Here is a 23,311-nt window from a genome sequence, read left to right on the forward strand (position 1 = left end):
ATAATTATTTGTAAGGACTCAAGCAACGAGGATCGAGAAGGGTGGCTTTTTCTGGCTCTCTGGGAAACCAAAAGGCGGTTTTTTTACAGAATTCTACCAACATTAACATCACAGGTACTTCAATCAATACCCCCACTACTGTCGCTAAAGCAGCCCCCGAATTCAATCCGAATAACATCACCGCAGTGGCGATCGCTACTTCAAAATGATTACTAGCACCAATTAAAGCAGCGGGAGCCGCATCTTCGTAAACTAAATTGAGTTTGAGAGCGGCCACATAACTAAGCAAAAAAATCAGATTAGTTTGAATAAAGAGGGGAATAGCAATCAGGAAAATATGCAGGGGATTACTAACAATTAAATCGCCTTTGAAAGCAAAGAGGAGGATTAAGGTTAACAATAAGGCAGTGATTGCCACAGGACTGAGATAGTGAAGAAAATGCGATTCAAACCAGACCCGTCCTTTATGTTTAAAAATCCAGTGACGGCTATAGATACCAGCAATAAGTGGTAAACCAACGTAGATTAACACAGAAAGAACAATGGTCTGCCAGGGGACTACAAAATTATTAGCTGCCAGTAACCATTTACCCAGGGGAGCGTAGAGAAAAAGCATCGCTAGGGAATTGACTGCTACCATAATTAGGGTATGACCTTGGTTACTGTAGGAAAGATAGCCCCACATCAAAACCATGGCCGTACAGGGAGCAATTCCTAGTAAAATAGCTCCAGCAGTGTAGGAATTAGCTAAACTTACCGTCTGTCCTCGGATAATCTCCGTTTGACTCAACCAAGGCAGAAACAGCCAGCCGAGAAAAAATTGAGCCAGCGCCACCATTGTAAAGGGTTTGATCAGCCAATTAACCACTAAAGTTAAAATAACTGGTTTGGGAGTACGGGCAGCCCGAAGAGCTTGGGAAAAGTCGATCTTAACCATGATCGGATACATCATGAAGAAAAGACAGATGGCGATCGGAATAGAAACGTTATAGACACTCATGGCATCTAAAGTCCGCGCTACGTCCGGAAATAACCGACCGAGGGCAATTCCCGCCAAAATACAGAAAATAACCCAAAGGGTCAGATATTTTTCAAAAACACTAAGGCTACCACCAGCTTTGGCGGCTTTAGGATTGATGTGATTAGTCATCGCACAAAGGTGGAAAGGGAATAATGGGAGATTGGGCAACCCACCTTTATTATTTCAAAAAAAGTTGATATGTCAAGAATAAAAGCTAGTCATAAAGCTTTAATATTTCTAAAAATCTTGATTGGTTACTTATTTTCCTCGCAGGAACGAGCCGGGACGAGGGCAGCAAAACGACGATATTCGGATAGATATTCTTCTAGGAGAAGAAATTGAGATAAATTTAGGCTGTAGTAGATCCAACGACCTTCTTGACGACTGCGGACTAAATTGGCTTCTTTTAGCGTTTTTAGGTGAAAAGATAATTTAGATTGGGCGATATCGAGGTGGTCGCGCAATTCACAGACGCATAATTCCTGATGTCGCAACAGTTGCAGAATTTGCAGCCGCAGGGGATCCGAGAGTGCCTGAAAACCAGTATAAATCTGGGTTAACGAGTCGGGAGATGTGGCCAGAGAGTTGAACATTGAGATTGCCCCTAGTGGCAAGGAAATAGGAAAGCGGGAAAATTCAGAATTGCAACAAAACTTTATGTATTTTTGTATCGAATCAGGAAAACCAGCGAATCATCCCCTGTATGATAGACAATGGTTTTGACCAGATTAGCCTTTAAAATCATTGTAGACAGGTTAGGAGACATCATGGAATTATTTGCGGCTCTCAATTTAGAACCTATTTTTCAACTCACCTTCGTGGCGCTAATCATGTTAGCTGGCCCCTTTGTCATTTTCCTACTAGCTTTTCGTGGGGGCGACCTATAAAAACCGCCTCCCACCCATTGTTATTCGTGCTTTTTTGACTTCTCTCCTCTCTAGGGAGAGATTTTTTGTCTAAAACCCAGTCATCAGTTATCAGTTATCAGTTATCAGTTATCAGTTATCAGATGTGACGCGATGTGCAACTAAAAACGACAGAATCAGGGTAGGGTTCCAGAGGATACTTTACTTCCCCACTTCCCCACTTCCCACTTCCCCACTGATAACTGATTACTGTTTACTGGACGGCTACGCCGTGCCTTTGGCAACACTGAAAAAAGCACCCCATTTCCCCTCTCCTAACAATCGACTGCTAAGATCGAACATAGCGATCGATCTCTCGCTCCCACGATAACTGATAAAACTATCTATGATCATTAAAAATAACCCCCATTATCGGGCTGTAATCGGCTTTTGGGTCGCTCTCCTTGTGTTTTGGGGTTTTGGGAGTTTCTCACCCCTTCTTGCCCAAGGGAAAGAGCAGTCAGCCGATGTACAATCGATTACCCCCTACCTTAAGCAATTTCAACAAAAAATTACCGAATTTCGCCTCGATAACGGACTAAAATTCATTATCCTAGAAAATCGCGATGCTCCGGTTATTTCCTTTGTCACCTACGCGGATGTGGGAGGTGCCGATGAACCGGACGGTAAAACAGGAGTTGCCCACTTTTTGGAACATTTAGCCTTTAAAGGCACAAAAACCATCGGTACTATCGATTATCTTAGCGAGAAAAAAGTCCTCAATCGCCTTGAAGCTATAGACAAAGAACTACAAGCGGCCAAAAAAGCGGGTAAAAGCGCAGAAGTGGCTAAATTAACGGAAGAATTTCAACAAGCTAAGGCAGAGTCCGAGAAATTCGTCCAACGCAACGAATACGGGCAAATCGTCGAAACGCAGGGGGGAGTCGGTTTAAATGCCACCACTTCCACCGATGCAACTAGCTATTTTTACAGCTTCCCGTCGAATAAATTGGAATTATGGATGTCTTTGGAATCGGAAAGATTTTTAGAGCCGGTGTTCCAACGGGAATTTTACAAAGAAAAAGACGTAATTCTGGAAGAAAGACGGATGCGGACGGATAATAGCCCCTTGGGTTTATTAATCGAAGCTTTTCTCGATCAAGCTTATACTGTCCATCCCTACAAACGTCCCGTTATCGGTTACGATCGAGATATTCGCAATCTGGAACCCTCAGATATCCAAAACTTTTTCGATAAATTTTATCCTGCCAGTAATCTAACCATAGCTATCGCCGGAGATGTGGACCCAGAACAGGTAAAACAGTTAGCTAAGGTTTATTTTGGTCGTTTTCCCGCTAAACCGAAACCCCCACAGGTGACAGTAGTGGAACCGAACCAAACCAAAACAAAGGAAATTACCCTAAAATTAGCCTCGCAGCCTTGGTATTTAGAAGGATACCATCGTCCCGCCCTCAATCACCCCGATCATGCGGTTTACGAGGTTATTGCCACTTTAATGAGTGAAGGAAGAACCTCGCGACTGTATAAAGCTTTAGTGGAGGACAAACAACTTGCCCTCGCTGCTCAGGGATTTAACGGCTTTCCGGGGGATAAATACCCGAATTTGCTGTTATTCTATGCTCTCAGCGCTCCTAATGTCAGTGTGGAGGAAGTAGCGCAGGGTTTGAATTGGGAATTGGAAAGATTGAAAAATGAACCGGTTTCGGAACAGGAATTAGAACGGGTTAAAAATCAACTACGGGCAGCCCTATTAAGAGGTCTTGATTCTAACATGGGCATGGCGCGATCCTTGATTGAATACGAGGTAAAAACCGGCGATTGGCGTAATTTATTCGCCCAATTAGATGCTTATAATGCTGTCACGGCAGCCGATATTCAACGGGTGGCTAAAGAGACTTTTACCCCCGAAAATCGCACTATTGGCCGAATTTTACCGAAATAGAGAGATGGGGAGATAGGGAAGTGGGGAAATGGGGGAAATGGGGGAAGTGGGGAAATGGGGAAATTTTAGGTAAAACCCCAACACCCTAACACCCCAACACCCTAACACCCCAACACCCTAAAACCCTAACCCCCCAACACCTAACACCTAAAACCGAAAACCTAAAATAAATATAATCATGAAAAAACGCTTCCAATGGCTAGGTTTAATAGTTATCACCCTGATAGGTGTCCTAGCTTTTCGTTCCCCGGCAATTGCCCAAACCCCGCGACATTTTACCGATTTAACTTTTCCTCCCCTTCCTGAAGTGACAGTTCCCCAATACGAGCGCTATCAACTAGATAATGGTATGGTGGTTTATTTAGTGGAGGATCGGAGCTTACCTTTAGTAAGTGGTACGGCGATGATTCGGACGGGAGGAAGATTAGAATCCGGGGAAAAAGTCGGATTAGCCGATATTACTGGAACCGTGCTGCGTAGTGGTGGCACGGAAAAACATCCTTCTAATGTCTTAAATCAATTATTAGAACAAAGAGCAGCCCTCGTAGAAACCTCGATCGATCTTAACGCTGGAACTGCTAGTTTTAGCGCTCTTAGTGAAGATTTAGAAACAGTTTTTAATCTCTTTGCCGAAGTTTTACGTTCCCCAGCTTTTGAAAATCAGAGAGTGGAATTAGCCAAAGTTCAGGAAAAAGGAGCAATTGCCCGACGTAATGATGATCCCAGTGATATTGCTAGTCGGGAGTTCCGCAAGCTAGTCTATGGTGATAATAGCCCCTACGCTCGTACTGTAGAATATGGCACTTTAGCTAATATTAACCGTCAGGATTTAATCGATTTTTATCGTACCTATGTCCGTCCCGATCAAATAATTTTAGGAATTGTCGGGGATTTTGATTCTCAGTCGATGAAAGCATTAATCAATAAAACTTTTGGCGATTGGAAAAATCCCGCAACTGCCACTAAAATTGTTACCCCTTCGGCAACCCAAAAAAATCTTCAAGGTGTCTTTGTTGTCAATCAACCCCAATTAACCCAGAGTACGGTTTTATTAGGTCATCTTGGGGGTCGTTTGGATAGTCCCGACTATCCCGCTTTAACGGTATTAAATGAGATTTTAAGCGGTTTTGGTGGTCGTTTATTTAATGAAGTGCGCTCCCGTCAAGGATTAGCTTATTCTGTCTATGGTGTCTGGAATAGTCGTTATGATTATCCCGGGTTATTTATTGCTGGAGGTCAAACTCGCACCGATGCTACCGTACCTTTTATTAAGGCAATTTTAGGCGAAATCGAGCGCCTTCGCGATCAACCCGTAACCGCAAAAGAATTAGAAGATGCTAAAAATGCTATTCTCAATTCTTTTGTTTTTAAGTTTGAGAAACCTGCTCAAAATTTATCGCGATTGATGACCTATGAATACTATGGTTATCCCCAAGATTTTATCTTCCGTTATCAACAAGCGGTAAAAGGGGTGACAATTGCCGATATTCAACGAGTGGCACAACAATATCTGCAACCGAATCAGATTGTGACTCTTGTGGTGGGTAATGAACAGGAAATTCAACCTCCCTTATCCAGTTTGGGAACTACGGTTAAAACTGTTGATGTCACCATCACACAACTATAAATAGGGTTTGCTGAAAAAGTTTTTCCTGGGGGTCGGGTGTGGGGTGTAGGGTGTGGGGTGTAGGGTTTTACCGATTTTGAGGGGGTCAATTACCTAATTTTCAGGGAAAAAGTCCCTGAATTTTCCCCCCGATCACCCCCATATCTGGTACTTTTTGATTTCCCAAAAGTCTAAAAGTCTTACCCAACAAGGTTTTAAGATTTATTCAGCAAGCTCTAAATAAATCTAGGTTGGATTGAGCTAAACTAGGTGAAATCCAACCTAGAAAAATGAGATAAATATAGCACGATATATGACTTTACAACTCACCATAAATTATCCTGAAAATTTACCCGACTTTCTTCAAAAAACACGAGAGGAATTCGAGAGAGAAGCAACCTGAGCTATGGTAGTAAAACTCTTTGAGATGAAACGTATTTCATCGGGTATGGCTGCCAATTTATTAGGAGTGGATAGGGTTAATTTTTTATTGAGATTGACCGATTTTGGCGTAGGGATGATTGACTTAACAGAAGAAGAACTATTATCAGACTTTGAAAATGCCTAAAACTGAACGTATTGTATTAATACCTCACCTTTAATTGCTTTAATAGCAGCTTTGGGTGATTTAGAAATTCTACAGCACTTTATCGAGAGGTACTTGTTCCTTATGAGGTATGTCAAGAAGTTTTAGCCGGTGGGAAAAGTGGTTTTGCTATTTCTGAATTTATATTTGATTCTTGGTTAAGAAAGCAAGAATATCCTCTTACAATTATGCCAATATTGCTTAATTCTCTAGATTTAGGAAAGGCTGCGGTTATTCATTTGGCTTTGCGGGAAAATATTCAAACAGTTTGTATTGATGAAACAGTAGGAAGACGTATTGCTAAATTAAGTGGTCTTTTAGTCACAGGATCAATTGGCATTTTACTTCGTGCCAAGCAAGAAGGCTATCCAATTTCAATTAAATTAGCCATAACTCGAATGCAAAATCGAGGGATAAGAATTAGTGCAAGGGTCATTAGTTTCGCTTTAAAACAAGCTGGAGAGTAATAAATAATCGAGTCACTCTCTCAACTAAATTATTAATTTTTGTGTTAAGTACCTAGACAATTAAACCCTTTAGAGATAAGGTGAGCGTGGCTGAGTTGGCTATTATAGAGTTTTGTAAATAAATATCAAACTCAAGGGTTTTTGAGAATGGTATGTCGCTAAACTGAAAGTATAGAGTACAGAGGTAAAAATACTTATGATGCTACTACAAGATGTTGCGAGAACCTCTAGAGAACAAGCATTAATTCTGTGGTTTGAAGAAGTAGACAGCAAAGATGTGGGATTAGTCGGTGGCAAAAACTCCTCCTTAGGCGAAATGATCCAACAATTAACCCCGAAAGGGATTAATGTCCCCACAGGATTCGCCACCACCGCTTACGCTTACCGTCACTTTGTCGAAAAAGCCGGACTAGACGCACAATTAAGACAAATTTTCCAAGATTTAGACGAAAACGATGTGCAGAACTTGCAGGAAAAAGGTAAACAAGCACGCACATTAATCCTCAATACACCGTTCCCCGATGATTTAAGTCATGCGATCGCTATTGCCTATCGCCGACTCTGTGAACGTTATGGCGATGATCTCTATCATTCCATCGATGTGGCCGTTCGCTCGAGCGCCACTGCCGAAGACTTACCAGAAGCGAGTTTTGCCGGACAACAGGAAACCTATCTCAACGTGCAAGGAGTAAGGGGAGTTTTAGAAGCTTGTCATAAATGTTTTGCCTCTTTATTCACCGATCGCGCTATTTCCTACCGTCATCATAACGGTTTCGATCACTTTGCCGTCGCCCTTTCCGTCGGTGTCCAAAAAATGGTGCGTTCAGATCTAGCCACCTCCGGGGTGATGTTTTCCATCGATACGGAAACAGGGTTCAAAAATGCCGCTTTAATCACGGCAGCCTACGGTTTAGGGGAAAATGTCGTGCAGGGTGCTGTTAACCCCGACGAATATCTGGTTTTTAAACCCACTCTTAAAAACGGTTACAAACCCATCCTCGAAAAACGCCTCGGCAGTAAAGCGATCAAAATGATCTACGATGATGGAGGATCGCGTCTAACCAAGAATATCCGAGTTAACAAGCTAGAACAGGATCAATTCTGCATTAATGACCAAGAAATCCTCACTTTAGCCCGTTGGACGACCCAAATCGAGGAACATTACTCGCAGGTGCGCGGAACCTACACCCCCATGGACATCGAATGGGCAAAAGATGGTATCACAGGAGAACTGTTTATCGTTCAGGCCCGTCCAGAAACCGTACAATCGCAAAAAGCCGCTAATATCCTTAAATCCTACGAAATTAAGCAAAGAAGTCAAGTTTTAGCGGTGGGACGCAGTGTAGGTGCGGCAATCGGTCAAGGAAAAGCCAGAGTCATCCTCAGTGTCGATAAAATCAACAACTTTAAACCGGGAGAAGTTCTCGTCACCAATCGCACGGATCCCGACTGGGAACCGATTATGAAACAAGCAAGCGCGATCGTTACTAATCAGGGTGGTCGTACTTGTCATGCCGCTATTATCGCACGAGAAATGGGTATTCCGGCGATCGTGGGTTGCAATAATGCCACGGAAACGATTAAAACCGGTCAGGAAGTCACCGTTTGCTGTGCGGAAGGGGATGAAGGGAAAGTTTACCTCGGATTGCTACCCTTTGAAATTTGCGAAACTCACCTAGACAATTTGCCGCAAACTCGGACAAAAATCCTCATGAATATCGGTAATCCCGAAAAAGCCTTCGCTTTTGCCGATATTCCTGCCCAAGGGGTCGGTTTAGCGCGTCTAGAATTCATTATCGCTAACCATATTCAGGCCCACCCCAGCGCTTTGCTCAAATTCCACGAATTGGAAGAAGGAGACGTAAAAGACCAAATCGCCGAATTAACCAAACACTATCAGGATAAACCCCAATTTTTCGTCGATAAATTGGCCCGGGGAATTGCCATGATTGCAGCCGCATTCTACCCCAAAGATGTAATTGTGCGGATGTCCGATTTTAAATCGAATGAATACGCTAATTTATTGGGTGGCAAACCCTTTGAACCCAAGGAAGAAAACCCGATGATCGGTTGGCGCGGCGCTTCCCGTTATACTGATCCTAATTATCGCGAAGCTTTCGCGTTGGAATGTCGGGCGCTGAAAATGGTCCGGGAAGAAATGGGATTAACTAATGTGATTCCGATGATTCCTTTCTGTCGTACCCCCGAAGAAGGGATGAGAGTCCTCGAAGAAATGGCGAAAAATGGTCTCGAACGCGGGGTTGATGGTTTGCAAGTTTATGTGATGTGTGAGTTACCAAGTAATGTAATTCTTGCCGACCAATTTGCTCAGGTGTTTGACGGATTTTCGATCGGTTCTAATGATTTGACCCAATTAACCTTAGGATTAGATCGGGATTCTGCCCTAGTTGCCCATCTTTTTGATGAACGGAATGAGGGAGTTAAACGCATGGTGAAAATGGCCATTGAAACCGCTAAAGCCCATAATCGCAAAATCGGTATCTGTGGTCAAGCCCCCAGTGATTACCCCGAATTCGCTCAATTTTTAGTGGAATTAGGCATCGATTCCATCAGTCTTAATCCTGATTCTGTCCTCAAAACTTTATTGATGGTGGCAGCAGTGGAGAAAGGACAATAATTTAGTTGCAAAGGTGGGACTTGCCCACCTTTTTTTCTATTGGTATATTTAAAATTAGATTTATTTAGGGCTGGCTGAATAATGGTAAAACCCTTTGAAAATAAGGCTTTTGACCTGTTAAAATCCGATGTTCATGCTGCGAATATAGGATTGGGACATTCAAAAACCTGGCATTATCCTTCTTATAGTAGATAAACTGGTACAAAAAAAGAGGGCAACAAAGCCTGAAACGACCGGCTCCTGACCACCGACTCCTACCCCCACGAAAAACTTTTTGCCGCAAACCCTATTTAGCAGACCCTATATACAAAGTCAGGATTCATCCCATCGCTAAAAGCGAGGGACTTCTGCTGACACTAAGTTAGATTGCGTACCAGTCGATTATCATTGATGCTTCCCCCTGTCATCTCGATAATTTCCCCGTCGTGATATTCGTGTTTAGTTTCTGCGCTAGTTTCTAAATTACGAGATTCTTCTAAGCTGAGGGTTTTGGGAGGAGATCGAGTTAACATTTTTTCTGTCACAGAATTTTTAATACTCCCGATGATAACCTAGATCACAGAAAAAAGGTGATCATTTATAAATTATTCCTCAATTGAGATTGAAGGGGACAATCAATTAAAATTAATTCCCTCGTAAATATCGGCAAGATTTAAGCTAATTCCTAAAGAATCTAGAGAGAGAATTCCCCTTGCTGGGGTGTATTCTTGCAGTAACCAATTATTTTCTGATGTTTGGCTATAGGATTCTATTAGTATCTCCCCTTGACTGACGAGAAGATATTGGTTTAATTGGGGTATAGAACGATAATAACGAAATTTATCGCCCCGATCATAACCAGAGGTAGAAGGGGATAAAACTTCGATAATTAGGCAGGGATTTAAAATTTCATCGTTGCGATTATCACTAAATAACGGTTCCCCGGCAATGATCATTAAATCTGGGTATAAACCGCAATTATACTGGGGTATCCATAGGCGTAGATCGCTAGATTGAAGACGGTAATTAGTTCCTCTTAAAGCTAATTTAAGCAGGACAATAAGATTAATGAGAATACTATTATGATTGATGCTTCCCCCTGTCATCTCGATAATTTCCCCGTCGTGATATTCGTGTTTAGTTTCCGCTCTAGTTTCTAGGTTGCGGTAGGCTTCTAAGCTGATAATTTCGGGAGGCGATGAAGTCAACATTTTTCTAGATTAGATATTCTTTTATTTAATCATAACACAATTAATGCTACCCATTTAATTCTAATTCCCCTTGAAGAAAATCAACAAATTGTCTAGCAGTTCTGCCCGATCGCCCATTATGTTGGGTTGCCCATTGTTTGGCACGAAATTCTAAGTCTTCTAAGCTAATTTTTAATTTAGCTAAACTGGCTAAATGACGCACTATTTCCAAATATTTTTCTTGATTAGCCGGTTCAAAAGTTAGGGTTAAACCAAAGCGATCGCTAAAGGATAATTTTTCTTGTACTGTGTCCCAATTATGCACTTCATCACTATCTTTTGGTCGGGGTCGATCGGCAAAAAATTCTCTGACTAAATGTCGGCGATTAGAAGTGGCATAAACTACGACATTTTTCGGTCTAGCGGTGACGCTTCCCTCTAAAACAACTTTTAAAGCTTTAAAAGCTTCATCGTCTTCTTCAAAGGATAAATCATCGACAAAGATAATAAATTTTTGTGGCAAATCTTGCAAGATTTCAATAATTAATGGTAGGTCTTTTAATTCCGATTTTGCCACTTCAATTAAGCGCAATCCCTGACTATGATATTTTTGCAATAATCCCTTGACTAAAGAGGATTTTCCTGAACCACGGCAACCATAGAGTAAGACATTTAAAGCAGGATAACCTGCCAATAAAAACTCAGTGTTTTTAATCAAGGTTTTCTTAGCCATTTCATAACCGACTATGTCTTGAATCTGCACGGGATCAGGATGAGTAATTCCTTGTAATCTGCCTTCTTGCCACCTTAAAGCTTGATAACGGGCAAAAATTCCTGTACCACATTCGCGATAATAATCGGCTAGATCTTCGACTAATTCTGTCCAATCTGAACTGGAATGCAGGAAACTTTCTAATTTATTTTCCACTTCCCAAGCGGGGAAAATTAGAAATTTAATTTGTTCAAAAACTGTCGAATTACTTAAGCTATAAATGCTCGAGTTATAAAGAGATTGGAGGATAGATAAATCCTGTTTAACGCCATTAATTAAAGATTCGGGTAACTCCCAAACACTTTTTTTCTGTACCTGTTGACTAAAGGGATTGTCATCTAATAAAATTTGTTCGATTAGAAAATCATTCCAACTGATATTTTTAGATGCTAAAGCTTGAAACAATTGACCATAAGCTTTGAGAAAATCGGCAACATTATCCGTAGCTAATAGGGTAATAAATGCCTGGCCAATAGCATTATCAAAAACCCCTTGATACAAAACTAACAAGCTGACTTTTTTGTAAATTTCAGAGATCATTTTTTCTTCTCCACTAATAACTAACATTTCATGGCCGCCTTTTGGCAATTCCTAATCCGATTTAATAATTGCCGCCTTGTAGCCGAGGGAATGCCAATCAGTTATTATTCTATCAAGATAGGGTGATCTCTGCAACATTAAGGTTAAAAAAGGGAAAATGCCTAACGACTAATTCCCCGGATTTCTTGAATTGATTCTCAGTTATCTTCATGGTGAGGTACGAAGTTTTCCTTTTGGGGAGACGGTCCCGATGAAAAAATTTTCACCCCCACAGATGAAAGAGGTTTCCTTTCCTACACCCCACACCCCACACCCCACACCCCACACCCCACACCCTACACCCTCTTTCAAGTCAGGAGAAGATACCCTGTCAGGTTACACTTCATCTTGAGGAGAAACGCTATATTTGATCAAATTTAACCAATCTTGGATTTCCTGTCCTAACCAGAGACATTCATCCTCGCGGAGATTCTGACCGATAAGATAATAATTTTTAGCCGTCCGCAGACGAATCTGATAGTTACCTTCTGTGCCATTGCTATGGAGAAAAATACCCCATAAATCTTGAGGTTTAAAAGCAAATTTTTTGTAGATAAAATTGAAAACTTTATATTTAATTAAAACCTCTTGAGGGGTAAGAATTAATTGCATCTCACGCAAACAAATAAAATTAATCAGAGCTATAATAAAGGTAAGAATCGGGGAGATAAAGACAGTGACAGTAAGGACAATCGCCAAAGACCAGAGAGTAGGCGCATCGGAAGGTAGCTTAATTTTTGGGGGTAAATTAATCTCTAAATTATCCCGGTGTTTAGCGATACGGATGGAACTGTGGGGAGGTTTTGGTAATTTCTTAGGATCGATTAAACTTGATGCTTGGCGATGGTAGGGATGTTGGAGAAATTTCAGGGCTTCTCTGGCACTTTTAAACCGCTTTTCTACCGCCATATCGGTCATAGTTTCTAACCAATCGATTAAATCATCATCGATTGTCACCAGTTGGCGAAATTGAATTTTAGAGTCGCGGTGGGGCAGTTCTATCAGGACAATTCCCGTCAATAAATGAATTAAAGTCATGCCTAAGGCATATAAATCAGAACTGGGAACTGCCCGGCCCCAAAATTGTTCTAGAGGTGCATAACCACTCGTCCCCACCACAGTAAAAGTAACTCCTGTCACTGCACCCCTGGACTGGACTGCCCCAAAATCTACTAAATAAACCTTATTTTCCGAGTTAATAATTAAATTACTAGGTTTAATATCTCGATGTAATACTGGGGGCGATAATTCATGTAAATAGATGAGAATTTCGAGAACTTCTTGGGCAATATTCCGAATTACCGTAGCGGTGAAACGTTGCCCCCTTTCTAAGCGATCGCTTAAGGATTCTCCCGGTATATAATCTTGTACAAGCACAAACCAAGGAATCCCGTCACCTTGATTTTTATCGAGGGAAAAATAATCGCGATAGCGGGGAATACGGGGATGCTGGAGAGAAGCTAAGACGGCTGCCTCTCGTTCAAATAATTTTAATTCTTCCCACTCCATCTGGGGACTAAAAGCGAGGAGTTTAATAATTACCGATTCCTGGGATAATACATCGATAGCTAACCAAGTTTGACGACCGATAGCGGTATTTCCTAGGCGTTGTTGCAGTTGGTAACGTTCAGCTAAAAGAGAATCAGAAGTAAAGGTCATAGTGGCTTTTCCCTTATTTAGGGTCTGCTGAAAAAGTTTTTCCTGGGGACAGGGTGTGGGGTGTGGGGTGTGGGAAGTGGGGAAGTGGGGAAGTGGGGAAGTGGGGAGTTTTCTCAGTGAACTGATAACTGATAACTGATAACTGATAACTGACTCCTAACCCCACCAACAAACTTTTTGCAGCAAACCCTAATTAATATCGATTTGTTTTTTGGCTGTCCAACAAAGGGCGATTCCTTTTTCTTTATAGGAAGATTCTCCGACAAAGATAGGATATAATTCAGATTCACCACGATAGATAATTTCCTGACCATCAAATCCTAGAAAAATCGGTTGATTGGGTTGAATTGCCTGATAATCTCGTTGGAGAATCTGAGGATGTAACATGGCTTTAATTTCACCCTGTTCATCCCTAGGATAATCGATCGAGCCTAAACGTTGGTAAACTGTTAGGGATTCGCTGAAAGTATCGAGATGGGCAGCGAGATAATTTTCCTGTTCGATATAGTCTAGGATTTGATAGATGAGTGTTTCGGTTTGACGAAAAAGATAGGGACAGATGACACCATGGTTAATTGGACCGATTTCGAGGGTAAAAGCTAGGGGACAAATTCCTTTCAGAAAATGATTTTCTTCCTCGCTGACGGGATGATAAATTAAGCGCACCTCAGGATTAATTTTAGTCAGATAGGTAAAGAGTTTTAATAGCCAAGGATGGGGGTTAGAATAAATAATCGCCAGCATCATGTTAGATGTGGTGCTGTGAATATCGATTAATAAATCAATGGATTTTTCTCGGATTTCTTTGACTATTTTTTTGGCTCGTTTTTGTTCGTATTGCTGACAATCGGGATTCACTAAATCTTTTTGGTTAAAACAGCGATTTAAATCCGTATCGATATATCTAACCCGTTGCTTTAGGGCTAAGGGATTAGCGATGAGACTGTGGGATTGAAAACTGCTGCGGGCAAGGAGATTAGCTGACTTTTGCAGGTATTTAACCAAATAAGCGGGAGTTAGTTCATTGCCATGCACACCTGCGATTAAAGCCAGATTTTTAATAGTAGTTTTCTGCTCGATCATTTTTTATAACTTTTGAAAAGTTGTCATTATTTATGGTTTGCGGCAAAAAGTTTGTTGGTGGGTTTAGGAGACAGGAGACAGGGGGCAGGGTTTAGGGTGTTAGGGGTTTAGGGGTTTTGGAGTTTTAGGGTTTTGGGGTTTTTAGTTGAAATTCCCTACTTCCCCATTTCCCCACACCCCACACCCCACACCCCACCCCTATAACTGATTTAGAAAAACCAGCCGTAGGAATGAAGACCTTTACCTAAAAGATTCACCCCTAAATAACATACCCAAACCACAACAAAACCACTGGCCGCTAGAATAGCCGGTTTTCTGCCCTGCCATCCCCGGGTAATGCGTGCATGGAGATAAGCGGCAAAAACTAACCAAGTGATTAGCGCCCAAGTTTCTTTCGGATCCCAACTCCAATAGGAACCCCAAGCTTCATTGGCCCAAACCGCCCCGGCGATGATACCGATAGTAAGAAGGGGAAAACCGAGACCAATGACCCGATAACTGATATTATCGAGGGTTTCCGCCAAGCTGAGACGTTGGGGCGAAAGGGTCGTCATCGCTGTTAAGGTGGGAGTTAAAAGGGCGGTTGTGCCACTGTTAGCCGTTTCCAGGAAAATTGGGGCGGAAAGAGTGGTAGATAACTTATTTTGGAGACGATAGGCTCCCGTACCCACGGAACTGCCTTTTAACTCGATATTTTGACCTCTAGTGACGATCAGAAAAGCGATCGCCATCAAGGAACCCACCATCAAAGCAGCATAACTTAACATCATGACGCTAACGTGCATCATCAGCCAATTCGATTTTAAAGCCGGAACCAAGGGGGCCGAAGTTTGCATTTCTCCTGGTAAGGACAAAGTGGCAAAAGCGGTAATCCCCATGGCTACAGGAGTCGTCACCACTCCCACCAGGCGACTGCGGCTAGTGTACTCAGCAATTAAATGAACCGCAGTTACACCCCAAGCGAGAAAGAATAAAGATTCGTAAAGATTGCTAATGGGGAAATAACCCGCTTCTAACCAGCGCGCCCCCAATAAAGCGGCGATACAGAGGTTAGCGATGGCCACTCCCGTGCTGCCTAAGCCAGACAACAAAGGTATGCTAGGAAAGGCTGCCCCGGCCCAATAAACCAGCATGGTTAAAAACAGGACTAAAAAAGAAGTGTTATCGAGAAAGTTCTCTAAGCTAACTAAATTCATGGGATTTCTCTCGTTTGTCGCTCGCTCGCTACCAAGTATTCCATCCTCTATCCTATCCCATCGGTAAGGCGATCGAGACAGGGAATTGTTAGCATGGACTTTGTATTTTCACTCTCACCTGCCCTAAAAATTATGGCTAATCAAGAAGATAATAAATTTTCCTGGTCGCGTTTGCCTCGGTTAGGCAAAATCCTAATCATTTGTTCTGGTGTTGCCGCTTTAGGCTATTTTCTTATCCCTCGTCCCTCAGAATTGTCCAATATTCCCCTCGAACCCTACAGCGAATTTATCAGTAAAGTGGAACGGGGCGACATCAGTAGGGTCAGAATTGGCAATCAAGTCATCTTTTATCAATCAAAAGATCCTTTAGAATCCTTGCCTATTCCGGCTAATCCCCCCGTTAATCCCCCAGAATCAAGTAATCCCTTTCACGGTGATTCTAGTTCTCTGGCGGGCAAACCAAGCAGTAATCTAGTCTCCGGACGAGTTTTTGTCACGATTCCAGTCTATAACCCCCAATTACCCCAACTATTACAGCAAAAAGGCGTAATCTTCGAGGCGATTCCCGTAGCCGAAAACAGTTGGATCAGCACTCTCCTCGCTTGGGTGGTTCCTCCCTTAATTTTAGTCGCCGCCATGCAGTTTCTGTTCTATCGCAACGATGACACCCGTAAATCGCTGCTTTTTAACAAAAATCTCGCTAAAGTTTACGGAGACGGCGAAAAATATCCGATTACCTTCAGTGATGTGGCCGGGGCCGAGGAAGCAAAAACCGAGTTAAAGGAAATTGTCGAATTTCTCAAGGATGCCGAGCGCTTTAATAAAATTGGGGCGCGTATTCCTAAGGGTGTTCTCTTAGTCGGACCGCCGGGGACAGGGAAAACTCTCTTAGCAAAAGCGGTCGCGGGAGAAGCGGGAGTGACTTTTTTTAGCATTTCGGCCTCGGAATTCGTGGAGTTATTTGTCGGCACTGGGGCAGCCCGGGTGCGGGATCTATTTGCCCAAGCGAAGAAAAATGCCCCTAGCATCATTTTTATTGATGAATTGGACGCGATCGGTAAATCAAGAAGTTCGGGATCGGGAACTAGCGGCAGCAATGATGAGCGCGAGCAGACTTTGAACCAACTTTTGACAGAAATGGACGGTTTTAGTCCCAAAGAAGCCGTTGTCATCGTTTTAGCCGCCACCAATCGCCCAGAGACTCTTGATGCCGCTTTATTGCGTCCGGGGCGCTTTGATCGCCAAGTTTTGGTGGATCGTCCCGATTTAGCGGGAAGATTGGCAATTTTGGAAATATACGCCAAACGAGTCCAGATGGGTGAAGATGTTAACCTCAAAGCGATCGCCACCCAAACCCCCGGTTTTGCCGGTGCCGATTTAGCCAACCTCGTCAATGAGGCTGCTCTCTTGGCTGCCCGTAATAATCGGGAAAAAGTCAGTCAAATTGATTTTAAAGAGGCGATAGAAAGAGTTATCGCTGGCTTAGAAAAGAAAAGTCGGGTTTTATCGGAAAAAGAAAAGAAAATCGTCGCTTATCACGAGGTCGGCCATGCTTTAGTTGGCGCTGTTATGCCGGGAGGTGGTCGGGTGGAGAAAATTTCCATCGTTCCCCGGGGTTTATCCGCTTTGGGTTATACCCTGAAAATTCCCACGGAAGACCGTTTTTTGATGACAGAAACCGAATTTAAAGAACAAATTACTATGTTATTGGGCGGTCGGGCAGCCGAAGAATTAATCTTTGGCAGTGTCACTAATGGCGCTTCCGATGATTTACAAAGGGCGACGGATATTGCGGAAAGAATGGTGACAATTTATGGTATGAGTAAATCCCTCGGTCCCCTAGCCTACGATAAAACGGGACAGGCTAATTTTTTAGGTAATAATCAGGGTAGTCCCAGGCGTTCGATCGGAGAAAATACGGCCAAAGCGATCGATGAAGAAGTTAAACAAATTATCGACGCTAGTTACCAAAAAGCCCTAGCAATTCTCAGTCACAACCGCAATTTATTAGAGTCCATTACCGCTAATCTTTTGACCACGGAAGTAATCGAAGGAGAAGAATTGCAAGAGTTATTAAATCAAGCGCAAATGGTCTGATCAATCCTCATCAATAGGGTCTGCTGAAAAAGTTGTTCGTGGGGACAGGGTGTGGGGTGTGGGGTGTGGGGTGTGGGGTGTGGGGAAGTGGGGAGAACAAAGCTGCCTATTGCCTATTGCCTATTGCCTATTGCCTATTGCCTATTGCCTATTGCCTATTGCCTTTTGCCTTTTGCCTTTTGCCTTTTGCCTTTTGCCTTTTGCCTTTTGCCTTTTGCCTCTCCTCCTAACTAGGGTCTGCTGAATAAATAGTCGAGAATAACTAACTTAAGGAGAGGGGAGGATCAAAGCATTGGAAAATTGATATTTCCCTGCTTTGACAGTTAATTTGCCCTTTTTCCATCCCAAAGAAACGGGAGAGTTATCTCGACTTAAACTGTTATAAAGGGCGAAATTTTTTGACCAATCGTGCTTTTGACCGTTACGAATTAACATCGGCAGTAGATTGATTTGATTATAGGTCAATTGTAAACTCTGCCCTTGACTGCCTTTAAATAAGAGGCTGCCTTGGTTAATTTGAGTTAAATTTAATTGACTTTTTTGCTTAAATATGCTCTTGAAATTCTCATAACTAGCCTGGGTTGCCGCTTCTCCCACTTCCAGAGCAAAACCCGCATAATTGTTACCTGTGGGTAAAGCTTGGTAGGTATTATCATCGGGATAAGGGGAATTAGGAATCTCGATCATTTCAGGAGAAGAAAGATTTATTAATCTCAGAGCTAACCAAGTTTTTTCTAATTGAATAAACCAGATATTATCATCTTTTTCTACCTTGGCAGTTTTCGGTAATTGCCAGAAAAAAGCTTGATCTGCTGGTCGTAACCAGATTAAAAGATTGCGATATTGTCCGATTTCATCCCCGGGATTTTTGCCCGGTTTTACGCCATTTTTGCCAGTGTTAGCCACAAAAAAATCCACCCCTTTGTCTTGATTAAAGGCCATTAATTTAAATGGGGCCACATCGCCATCGGGAAAAGTTCCCGCCAGACTACCCATTTGATAACTAGAACCGATAAATTGAGTTTCCCAATAACCCGGACTTTGATTATTGCCCGGTTTCCAGTTTTCATATAGGGGTTTACTGGCGAGAATTTCTACCGGTTTATTAAAGTTTTTTCGGGCTAATTCCATCACTGCTAAAGGAGGACGATAACCACTGGTAATTAGATAAAGAGAGTCCAATTCCGGGCGATTATTGGGGACAGGAGTATCACCAAAGTATAGCCAAAAAGTGCGTCCTGCGTGCGATCGCATTACCCCATTACTACCACCATAATCGCGTTTTACGGGACCCCCCCAACCACCGCGATAATATTTAACACTAGCGGCCATAGATAACCAATCTAAGGCCATTTTTGCCCATTGTTTAACTTCCGTATCTTGAGCAAAATCGTAGAGATTGAGATAGGGAGCAAAGGTATGACCGTGATAAACTTCTGAATCCCATTCTCCCATACCGATGTTATATAAAGCTGAAACGTAACGCTTAATTTTATTTTTATAAATTTGACGAGTTGCTTCATTTCCTGTTTCTTCGGCCATCAGATAAACCGATGTTTCGCGCATCGCCCGCAGGTTATCAGTATTGCGACTATCTACCCATAAACCCCGTCTTTTCATACTCCAATCATTACCCGTGCCTTGGCCGGTGCCATGGATAGGGTGGGGTCGTTGTAAAGGGTCAGTTTCTGTCCAAATTTTCGCCGCATTATACATTCTCTGACGATAAACTGGATCGAGATACTTTCCGAGCAGAAAATACTTTCTAATTTGTCCTTTTAGGGTAAAAGAAAAATAATAATCTATATAATCAGTGTGGGCCTGTTCCCGTTTTTGTGGGTCATCCTGCTGCAGGAAATCTAGGGCTTTTTGCCGGTTTCCTGCCAAGAAATCAAACATGGCCATAGGATAGGATCTTTTCTCGTTTTCTCCCCACAAATTGCCATAACTTTCCCGATTAGCAAAATGGTTAATAACCTGCTTGGCCCTTTGTTGAAATTCTGCCTCTAATTCCGGTGTCCAATCGTTAAGATATTGGGTTTGAACTTCGGCAACAGGGAAGGAAGCGATCGAGTTTTGAGAAACAGAATAGAGGGAATTAAAGCCAATAGTAAATAGGGCAATTATTCCCGCTAAAACTAGATATTTAATTCTAGATCCAGTCGTCATCTTCGGCAAATTCATCGATGTTTCCTTGATTTTCTGGGGACTGAGGTTGATTCTCTTGATCTAATTTTAAAGGAACTGGTTCGGGGGCGATAATTTCTGGTAATAATTCTTCGGGTTTTTGACCATCTACCTCCACCACAATTATTTCTGTGACGGGAAACCAAAGTATCCGGCCTTGATCATCACAAACCGTCACCGATCGAGATTTATCTGGAGTCTCGGTTGCGAAGAAATCTCCTAACATTTTTGTGGATAAAATATTCTTACTTTCACCCCCACTAACTCCTAGGAATATATATTCGTTACCTGTGGTCAAATGTTGGACAATAATCGCCATAGTTAAAAGGTTTTAGTCAATGAAATGTAGTGATTGATAGTTAACTCTTGAATGATAGCTTTCAGCCATAAGCTTTCGACTGATAACTGATAACTGATTACTGATAACTGATTACTGATTAACTTGACTACCGTGACTGCGGGGATCGGTTTGACTAGCACCCACAAGGATATTAAAATCAGAAGTCTCTCCCGTAGTGGTGGCATAGGGTAGGGTAGAATTAGTTAAAAGTGCTTCTAAATTAGCAGTTAAAATTGATTTTGGTTGTTCTCCGATCGCTTGGGCAACCGGTTGTCCTTGATTATTTAAAAAGACAAAATGGGGAATACCATCCACACGATAACGGAGAATTTCTGGCAACCATTTATTATTATCAACGTTGAGCATGACAAAATTAATGGCATTACCGTATTGTTTTTTAATTTCGGCAATTTCAGAGGCCATCGCCTGACAACTGCTACACCAATTAGCATAAAATTCTGTCAGGGTGGGTTTACCATTGCTGAGGGCAAGATCAAAAGGTGTCGCTTTTTCCGCTTGCGCTTCCAAAGATACAGAACTAGCGGTGGTTTGAAACCCGAAGAAAATCGCTACACTAAGGATAACTGCCGTTACTGCCAGCAGCAGATTTCTGATTTTATTGGTGGGTGTGGTGGCTGTCATGAATATTTAATCAAAGTTTACTTTGTCCTATTGTAACGACTGCTGCGCTCTTTTAGTATTGGTGTCGATTGAGTTATAATTAAGCTAGAGATGGGTAATAATTATGACCGAAGAAAGACTCGATCGAATAGAGGGACAGCTAAAAAGGCTAGAAGGGGGCGTTCATACAATTGAGGGGCGATTAGAAACTTTAGAAAGTAACGTTCAAAACATTGAAAAAAAGCTAGGAGACGTGATCAACCAAATTCGTGAACTTAGTCTTAGCATCGATACCTACCAAAAAGCTTATCAACAGGTAGTTAATTTGGCTTTTGGTCTAATCGTTGCCGCTACTGCTGCTATTGTAATTCCAGCCGTTTTCGGCAAATAAGCAAAAAAAAGATTCTTTGATCGGAAAGGCTGCATGAAAAAACGCGTTACTCTCACTTTTCCCAAAAAAGCCGTCCATATGCCCGTTACCTATCGACTGGCGAAGGATTTTAACGTCGCCGCTAATATTATCCGCGCCCAAGTGGCCCCCAATCAAGTGGGAACATTAGTATTAGAATTATCGGGGGATATCGATGAGTTAGAAGCGGCGATCGAATGGTTGCAATTACAAAATATTGGCGTTTCCCAAGTTAGTCGCGAAATCGTCATTGATGAAGAAAAATGTGTCGATTGTGGGTTATGTACGGGAGTTTGTCCCACGGAAGCTTTAACCCTTGATCCCGAAAGTTTTCGTCTTAAGTTTTTGCGTTCCCGTTGTGTGGTTTGTGAACAATGTATCCCCACTTGTCCCGTGGTGGCAATTTCCACCAACTTGTAAAGTAGCAGTTATTAAATTAATTTTTTTGCCCATTTAAATAATAGCAATCTCTGGAGATTTTAAGCCTTCATTTGTCTCCAACGCGGTTAATCGTCACAAATATCCTGGTCCCTTTCTACCTAAAGACCCTTTCTCCGATATCATAGTTAAAAAGAGATCCTTGACTCTGGCCACATCTGTGGGGATTACATACCATTAATCATGGTTTTTTTTGCAAAAAATACAAAAAACTTGACATGACTTCTGCCGTTCCTCGCCTTTCCTATCCTGATAGTCCGATTGCTGATCTTGGCGGCCTCTATAACTTTATCCTCAACCCGCAACTGTTAGCCGCAGAAAAGGGAAATCCGTCGATCGTTAGTTTTTGTCAAAAAATTTCCCCCCTTGATCCCCTAGAAATTCTCTCTCGGATTGCCTCTAGCTATCCCACCCATTATTATTGGGAAAATCCCGAACGAGAAACCGCTTTTCTTGGCTACGGCATCGCCTTTGCTGCCACTTTCCACGGCAAACAACGTTTTTTAAAAGCTCAAAAATTTATTGAAAACTGTCAACAAAGAATTATTAAAATTGATAACTATAGCGAGATTACTCCTCGCATCTTTTGCAGTTTCACTTTTTTCGACTCGGCAACAGCTACCCCCTTTCCCTCAGCTACCCTAACCCTGCCTAAGTTTCAAATTATCAAAAAACAGTCGGAATATTTTTTCCTTACCAATCTCTTAATCACCAGCGAAAAAGAAATAGAAAACTCCCTCGAAGAAACTATTAATAACCTCAAAATTATCCAAAATAACTCGAGCAATTGCCGACAAAATCCCCACTGGGATCCCTGTAGTTATTATATTCATCCTACCTATAATTTTCAAGCGGCTGTTGCCGATGCCCTCCAATCTATCCAAGCTCAAAAATTTAGCAAAATTGTCCTTGCTCACGCTCTTGACGTGATTTCTCCCCGACCTTTTCATCTGGTAAACTGTCTCGATAATTTGCGTCAGCGTCATCCCGATTGCTACACTTTTTCCCTCGGCAATGGACGAGGAGATCATTTTATCGGCGCTAGTCCCGAACGCTTGTTAACTGTCCATCAGGGGCAATTGATCACCGATGCTTTAGCGGGATCCGCCCCCCGGGGAGAAAATGCGATCGAAGATGCTCTCTTTGCCAATAAACTCCTCGCTAGTGAAAAAGAACAACGGGAACATCGGGCTGTTAGCGACTTTATTAACCAAAAACTGCGACAAATTGGCTTAAATCCTCAAAATTCGCCCTCTAGATTGTTAAAACTCTCCAATATTCAACATCTCTGGACTCCTATCCATGCCAAACTAAAACCCTCCATCCATCCCCTCGAAATTGTTGCCCAACTACACCCCACTCCTGCTGTTGCTGGGGTTCCCACCGAGATCGCTTTAGCACAAATTCGTCATTATGAAACCTTCGATCGCTCTCTTTATGCCGCTCCTTTGGGTTGGATTGATTGTCAAAATAATAGTGAGTTTATTGTTGGTATTCGTTCGGCATTAATTAAAGGCGATCGAGCGCGATTATACGCCGGTGCGGGTATTGTTGCCGGTTCCGATCCGGAAAAAGAACTAGCAGAAATTCAGCTGAAATTTCAAGCTCTCTTAAAAGCTTTAACTTAAGCTATAG

The 23,311-nt window shown here is 42.3% G+C and carries 23 protein-coding genes and 2 pseudogenes; 12 read left to right on the forward strand and 13 right to left on the reverse strand.

Annotation, left to right across the window (positions count from 1 at the left end; all coding sequences use genetic code 11):
• Nucleotides 1–4: 4 nt before the first annotated feature.
• Nucleotides 5–1,150 carry an ACR3 family arsenite efflux transporter gene (gene arsB / locus GQR42_RS09840; RefSeq protein ID WP_158199836.1) on the reverse strand — a complete coding sequence of 382 codons (1,146 nt, stop codon included), beginning with the start codon at nt 1,148–1,150 and terminating at the stop codon, nt 5–7.
• Nucleotides 1,151–1,275: 125 nt separating this feature from the next.
• Nucleotides 1,276–1,614 carry an ArsR/SmtB family transcription factor gene (locus GQR42_RS09845; protein WP_002744139.1) on the reverse strand — a complete coding sequence of 113 codons (339 nt, stop codon included), beginning with the start codon at nt 1,612–1,614 and terminating at the stop codon, nt 1,276–1,278.
• A gap of 174 nt (nt 1,615–1,788) precedes the next feature.
• Between GQR42_RS09845 and psb30 the strand changes: the two genes are divergently transcribed.
• Nucleotides 1,789–1,908, forward strand: coding sequence for a photosystem II reaction center protein Ycf12/Psb30 (psb30, locus tag GQR42_RS09850; protein WP_002736367.1), 120 nt, complete (start codon nt 1,789–1,791; stop codon nt 1,906–1,908).
• A 155-nt stretch (nt 1,909–2,063) separates the two neighbouring features.
• On the opposite strand, the gene GQR42_RS29485 is transcribed toward psb30, so the two are convergent.
• A complete protein-coding gene (locus tag GQR42_RS29485; RefSeq protein WP_257792628.1) occupies nt 2,064–2,186 on the reverse strand; it encodes a hypothetical protein in 123 nt (40 codons plus the stop codon).
• A gap of 86 nt (nt 2,187–2,272) precedes the next feature.
• Here GQR42_RS29485 and GQR42_RS09855 point away from each other — a divergent pair, with 86 nt between their 5' ends.
• The 6 genes and pseudogenes from GQR42_RS09855 to ppsA all read left to right on the forward strand — a co-directional run bounded on the left by GQR42_RS09855 (nt 2,273) and on the right by ppsA (nt 9,126).
• Nucleotides 2,273–3,829 carry a M16 family metallopeptidase gene (locus GQR42_RS09855; protein ID WP_158199837.1) on the forward strand — a complete coding sequence of 519 codons (1,557 nt, stop codon included), beginning with the start codon at nt 2,273–2,275 and terminating at the stop codon, nt 3,827–3,829.
• Between the two features lie 178 nt (nt 3,830–4,007).
• The gene (locus GQR42_RS09860) at nt 4,008–5,456 is read left to right on the forward strand and encodes a M16 family metallopeptidase (RefSeq protein WP_158199838.1); all 1,449 of its coding nucleotides are present in this window, start codon (nt 4,008–4,010) and stop codon (nt 5,454–5,456) included.
• Nucleotides 5,457–5,492: 36 nt separating this feature from the next.
• A pseudogene (locus GQR42_RS29930) lies at nt 5,493–5,679 on the forward strand (hypothetical protein).
• Between the two features lie 69 nt (nt 5,680–5,748).
• A pseudogene (locus tag GQR42_RS29935) lies at nt 5,749–6,003 on the forward strand (UPF0175 family protein).
• Nucleotides 6,004–6,209: 206 nt separating this feature from the next.
• Nucleotides 6,210–6,488, forward strand: coding sequence for a DUF3368 domain-containing protein (locus tag GQR42_RS27680; protein ID WP_199273300.1), 279 nt, complete (start codon nt 6,210–6,212; stop codon nt 6,486–6,488).
• Between the two features lie 196 nt (nt 6,489–6,684).
• Nucleotides 6,685–9,126 carry a phosphoenolpyruvate synthase gene (ppsA, locus tag GQR42_RS09875; protein ID WP_158199839.1) on the forward strand — a complete coding sequence of 814 codons (2,442 nt, stop codon included), beginning with the start codon at nt 6,685–6,687 and terminating at the stop codon, nt 9,124–9,126.
• A gap of 356 nt (nt 9,127–9,482) precedes the next feature.
• Here ppsA and GQR42_RS09880 read toward each other — a convergent pair whose 3' ends face one another.
• From GQR42_RS09880 to GQR42_RS09890, 3 genes are all read right to left on the reverse strand, one after another.
• The gene (locus tag GQR42_RS09880) at nt 9,483–9,638 is read right to left on the reverse strand and encodes a Uma2 family endonuclease (protein ID WP_233271348.1); all 156 of its coding nucleotides are present in this window, start codon (nt 9,636–9,638) and stop codon (nt 9,483–9,485) included.
• A 102-nt stretch (nt 9,639–9,740) separates the two neighbouring features.
• Nucleotides 9,741–10,316: a Uma2 family endonuclease gene (locus GQR42_RS09885; protein WP_158199840.1), complete on the reverse strand. Its 576-nt coding sequence runs from the start codon at nt 10,314–10,316 to the stop codon at nt 9,741–9,743.
• Nucleotides 10,317–10,362: 46 nt separating this feature from the next.
• Nucleotides 10,363–11,607, reverse strand: a complete 1,245-nt coding sequence (locus GQR42_RS09890; protein ID WP_158199841.1) for an ATP-binding protein — start codon at nt 11,605–11,607, stop codon at nt 10,363–10,365.
• A gap of 250 nt (nt 11,608–11,857) precedes the next feature.
• On the opposite strand from GQR42_RS09890, the gene GQR42_RS09895 reads away from it, so the two are divergent.
• The gene (locus tag GQR42_RS09895) at nt 11,858–11,998 is read left to right on the forward strand and encodes a hypothetical protein (protein WP_158199842.1); all 141 of its coding nucleotides are present in this window, start codon (nt 11,858–11,860) and stop codon (nt 11,996–11,998) included.
• Here the strand turns inward: GQR42_RS09895 and GQR42_RS09900 are convergent.
• From GQR42_RS09900 to ccsB, 4 genes are all read right to left on the reverse strand, one after another.
• The gene (locus GQR42_RS09900; protein ID WP_158199843.1) at nt 11,983–13,305 is read right to left on the reverse strand and encodes a serine/threonine protein kinase; all 1,323 of its coding nucleotides are present in this window, start codon (nt 13,303–13,305) and stop codon (nt 11,983–11,985) included. The two genes, GQR42_RS09895 and GQR42_RS09900, sit on opposite strands and share 16 nt — an antisense overlap.
• A gap of 13 nt (nt 13,306–13,318) precedes the next feature.
• Nucleotides 13,319–13,471 (reverse strand): hypothetical protein, encoded by a 153-nt coding sequence (locus GQR42_RS09905; RefSeq protein WP_158199844.1) that lies wholly within the window; start codon nt 13,469–13,471, stop codon nt 13,319–13,321.
• Nucleotides 13,472–13,494: 23 nt separating this feature from the next.
• Nucleotides 13,495–14,388, reverse strand: coding sequence for an aspartoacylase (locus GQR42_RS09910; RefSeq protein WP_158199845.1), 894 nt, complete (start codon nt 14,386–14,388; stop codon nt 13,495–13,497).
• 209 nt (nt 14,389–14,597) lie between these two features.
• Nucleotides 14,598–15,584, reverse strand: a complete 987-nt coding sequence (gene ccsB / locus GQR42_RS09915; protein ID WP_158199846.1) for a c-type cytochrome biogenesis protein CcsB — start codon at nt 15,582–15,584, stop codon at nt 14,598–14,600.
• 132 nt (nt 15,585–15,716) lie between these two features.
• On the opposite strand from ccsB, the gene ftsH reads away from it, so the two are divergent.
• Nucleotides 15,717–17,681: an ATP-dependent zinc metalloprotease FtsH gene (gene ftsH / locus GQR42_RS09920; RefSeq protein WP_158199847.1), complete on the forward strand. Its 1,965-nt coding sequence runs from the start codon at nt 15,717–15,719 to the stop codon at nt 17,679–17,681.
• Nucleotides 17,682–17,948: 267 nt separating this feature from the next.
• Here the strand turns inward: ftsH and GQR42_RS09930 are convergent, their stop codons facing one another.
• The 3 genes from GQR42_RS09930 to GQR42_RS09940 all read right to left on the reverse strand — a co-directional run bounded on the left by GQR42_RS09930 (nt 17,949) and on the right by GQR42_RS09940 (nt 20,850).
• Complete coding sequence (locus GQR42_RS09930) at nt 17,949–19,865, reverse strand: hypothetical protein (RefSeq protein WP_158199849.1); 1,917 nt, start codon at nt 19,863–19,865, stop codon at nt 17,949–17,951.
• The gene (locus GQR42_RS09935) at nt 19,834–20,187 is read right to left on the reverse strand and encodes a hypothetical protein (protein WP_158199850.1); all 354 of its coding nucleotides are present in this window, start codon (nt 20,185–20,187) and stop codon (nt 19,834–19,836) included. Before GQR42_RS09935 ends, GQR42_RS09930 begins: the two co-directional genes overlap by 32 nt.
• Nucleotides 20,188–20,298: 111 nt before the next feature.
• Entirely contained in the window at nt 20,299–20,850 is a 552-nt protein-coding gene (locus GQR42_RS09940) for a thioredoxin family protein (RefSeq protein WP_158199851.1), read from the reverse strand.
• Nucleotides 20,851–20,953: 103 nt separating this feature from the next.
• On the opposite strand from GQR42_RS09940, the gene GQR42_RS09945 reads away from it, so the two are divergent.
• The 3 genes from GQR42_RS09945 (at nt 20,954) to GQR42_RS09955 (ending at nt 23,304) form a co-directional block, all read left to right on the forward strand.
• Entirely contained in the window at nt 20,954–21,220 is a 267-nt protein-coding gene (locus GQR42_RS09945) for a hypothetical protein (protein ID WP_158199852.1), read from the forward strand.
• Nucleotides 21,221–21,253: 33 nt separating this feature from the next.
• The gene (locus GQR42_RS09950; RefSeq protein WP_002739790.1) at nt 21,254–21,658 is read left to right on the forward strand and encodes an NIL domain-containing protein; all 405 of its coding nucleotides are present in this window, start codon (nt 21,254–21,256) and stop codon (nt 21,656–21,658) included.
• A 236-nt stretch (nt 21,659–21,894) separates the two neighbouring features.
• The gene (locus tag GQR42_RS09955; protein WP_158199853.1) at nt 21,895–23,304 is read left to right on the forward strand and encodes an isochorismate synthase; all 1,410 of its coding nucleotides are present in this window, start codon (nt 21,895–21,897) and stop codon (nt 23,302–23,304) included.
• Nucleotides 23,305–23,311 lie beyond the last annotated feature (7 nt).

The organism is Microcystis aeruginosa FD4, assembly GCF_009792235.1.
GTDB lineage: Bacteria > Cyanobacteriota > Cyanobacteriia > Cyanobacteriales > Microcystaceae > Microcystis > Microcystis viridis.

Excerpts from the sequence above, each read along its gene's own strand:
- arsB (WP_158199836.1), bottom strand. The coding sequence starts at position 1,150 with ATGACTAATCACATCAATCCTAAAGCCGCCAAAGCTGGTGGTAGCCTT.
- GQR42_RS09845 (WP_002744139.1), bottom strand. The coding sequence starts at position 1,614 with ATGTTCAACTCTCTGGCCACATCTCCCGACTCGTTAACCCAGATTTAT.
- psb30 (WP_002736367.1), top strand. The coding sequence starts at position 1,789 with ATGGAATTATTTGCGGCTCTCAATTTAGAACCTATTTTTCAACTCACC.
- GQR42_RS09855 (WP_158199837.1), top strand. The coding sequence starts at position 2,273 with ATGATCATTAAAAATAACCCCCATTATCGGGCTGTAATCGGCTTTTGG.
- GQR42_RS09860 (WP_158199838.1), top strand. The coding sequence starts at position 4,008 with ATGAAAAAACGCTTCCAATGGCTAGGTTTAATAGTTATCACCCTGATA.
- GQR42_RS27680 (WP_199273300.1), top strand. The coding sequence starts at position 6,210 with ATGCCAATATTGCTTAATTCTCTAGATTTAGGAAAGGCTGCGGTTATT.
- ppsA (WP_158199839.1), top strand. The coding sequence starts at position 6,685 with ATGATGCTACTACAAGATGTTGCGAGAACCTCTAGAGAACAAGCATTA.
- GQR42_RS09880 (WP_233271348.1), bottom strand. The coding sequence starts at position 9,638 with ATGTTAACTCGATCTCCTCCCAAAACCCTCAGCTTAGAAGAATCTCGT.
- GQR42_RS09885 (WP_158199840.1), bottom strand. The coding sequence starts at position 10,316 with ATGTTGACTTCATCGCCTCCCGAAATTATCAGCTTAGAAGCCTACCGC.
- GQR42_RS09890 (WP_158199841.1), bottom strand. The coding sequence starts at position 11,607 with ATGATCTCTGAAATTTACAAAAAAGTCAGCTTGTTAGTTTTGTATCAA.
- GQR42_RS09895 (WP_158199842.1), top strand. The coding sequence starts at position 11,858 with ATGAAAAAATTTTCACCCCCACAGATGAAAGAGGTTTCCTTTCCTACA.
- GQR42_RS09900 (WP_158199843.1), bottom strand. The coding sequence starts at position 13,305 with ATGACCTTTACTTCTGATTCTCTTTTAGCTGAACGTTACCAACTGCAA.
- GQR42_RS09910 (WP_158199845.1), bottom strand. The coding sequence starts at position 14,388 with ATGATCGAGCAGAAAACTACTATTAAAAATCTGGCTTTAATCGCAGGT.
- ccsB (WP_158199846.1), bottom strand. The coding sequence starts at position 15,584 with ATGAATTTAGTTAGCTTAGAGAACTTTCTCGATAACACTTCTTTTTTA.
- ftsH (WP_158199847.1), top strand. The coding sequence starts at position 15,717 with ATGGCTAATCAAGAAGATAATAAATTTTCCTGGTCGCGTTTGCCTCGG.
- GQR42_RS09930 (WP_158199849.1), bottom strand. The coding sequence starts at position 19,865 with ATGAATTTGCCGAAGATGACGACTGGATCTAGAATTAAATATCTAGTT.
- GQR42_RS09935 (WP_158199850.1), bottom strand. The coding sequence starts at position 20,187 with ATGGCGATTATTGTCCAACATTTGACCACAGGTAACGAATATATATTC.
- GQR42_RS09940 (WP_158199851.1), bottom strand. The coding sequence starts at position 20,850 with ATGACAGCCACCACACCCACCAATAAAATCAGAAATCTGCTGCTGGCA.
- GQR42_RS09945 (WP_158199852.1), top strand. The coding sequence starts at position 20,954 with ATGACCGAAGAAAGACTCGATCGAATAGAGGGACAGCTAAAAAGGCTA.
- GQR42_RS09950 (WP_002739790.1), top strand. The coding sequence starts at position 21,254 with ATGAAAAAACGCGTTACTCTCACTTTTCCCAAAAAAGCCGTCCATATG.
- GQR42_RS09955 (WP_158199853.1), top strand. The coding sequence starts at position 21,895 with ATGACTTCTGCCGTTCCTCGCCTTTCCTATCCTGATAGTCCGATTGCT.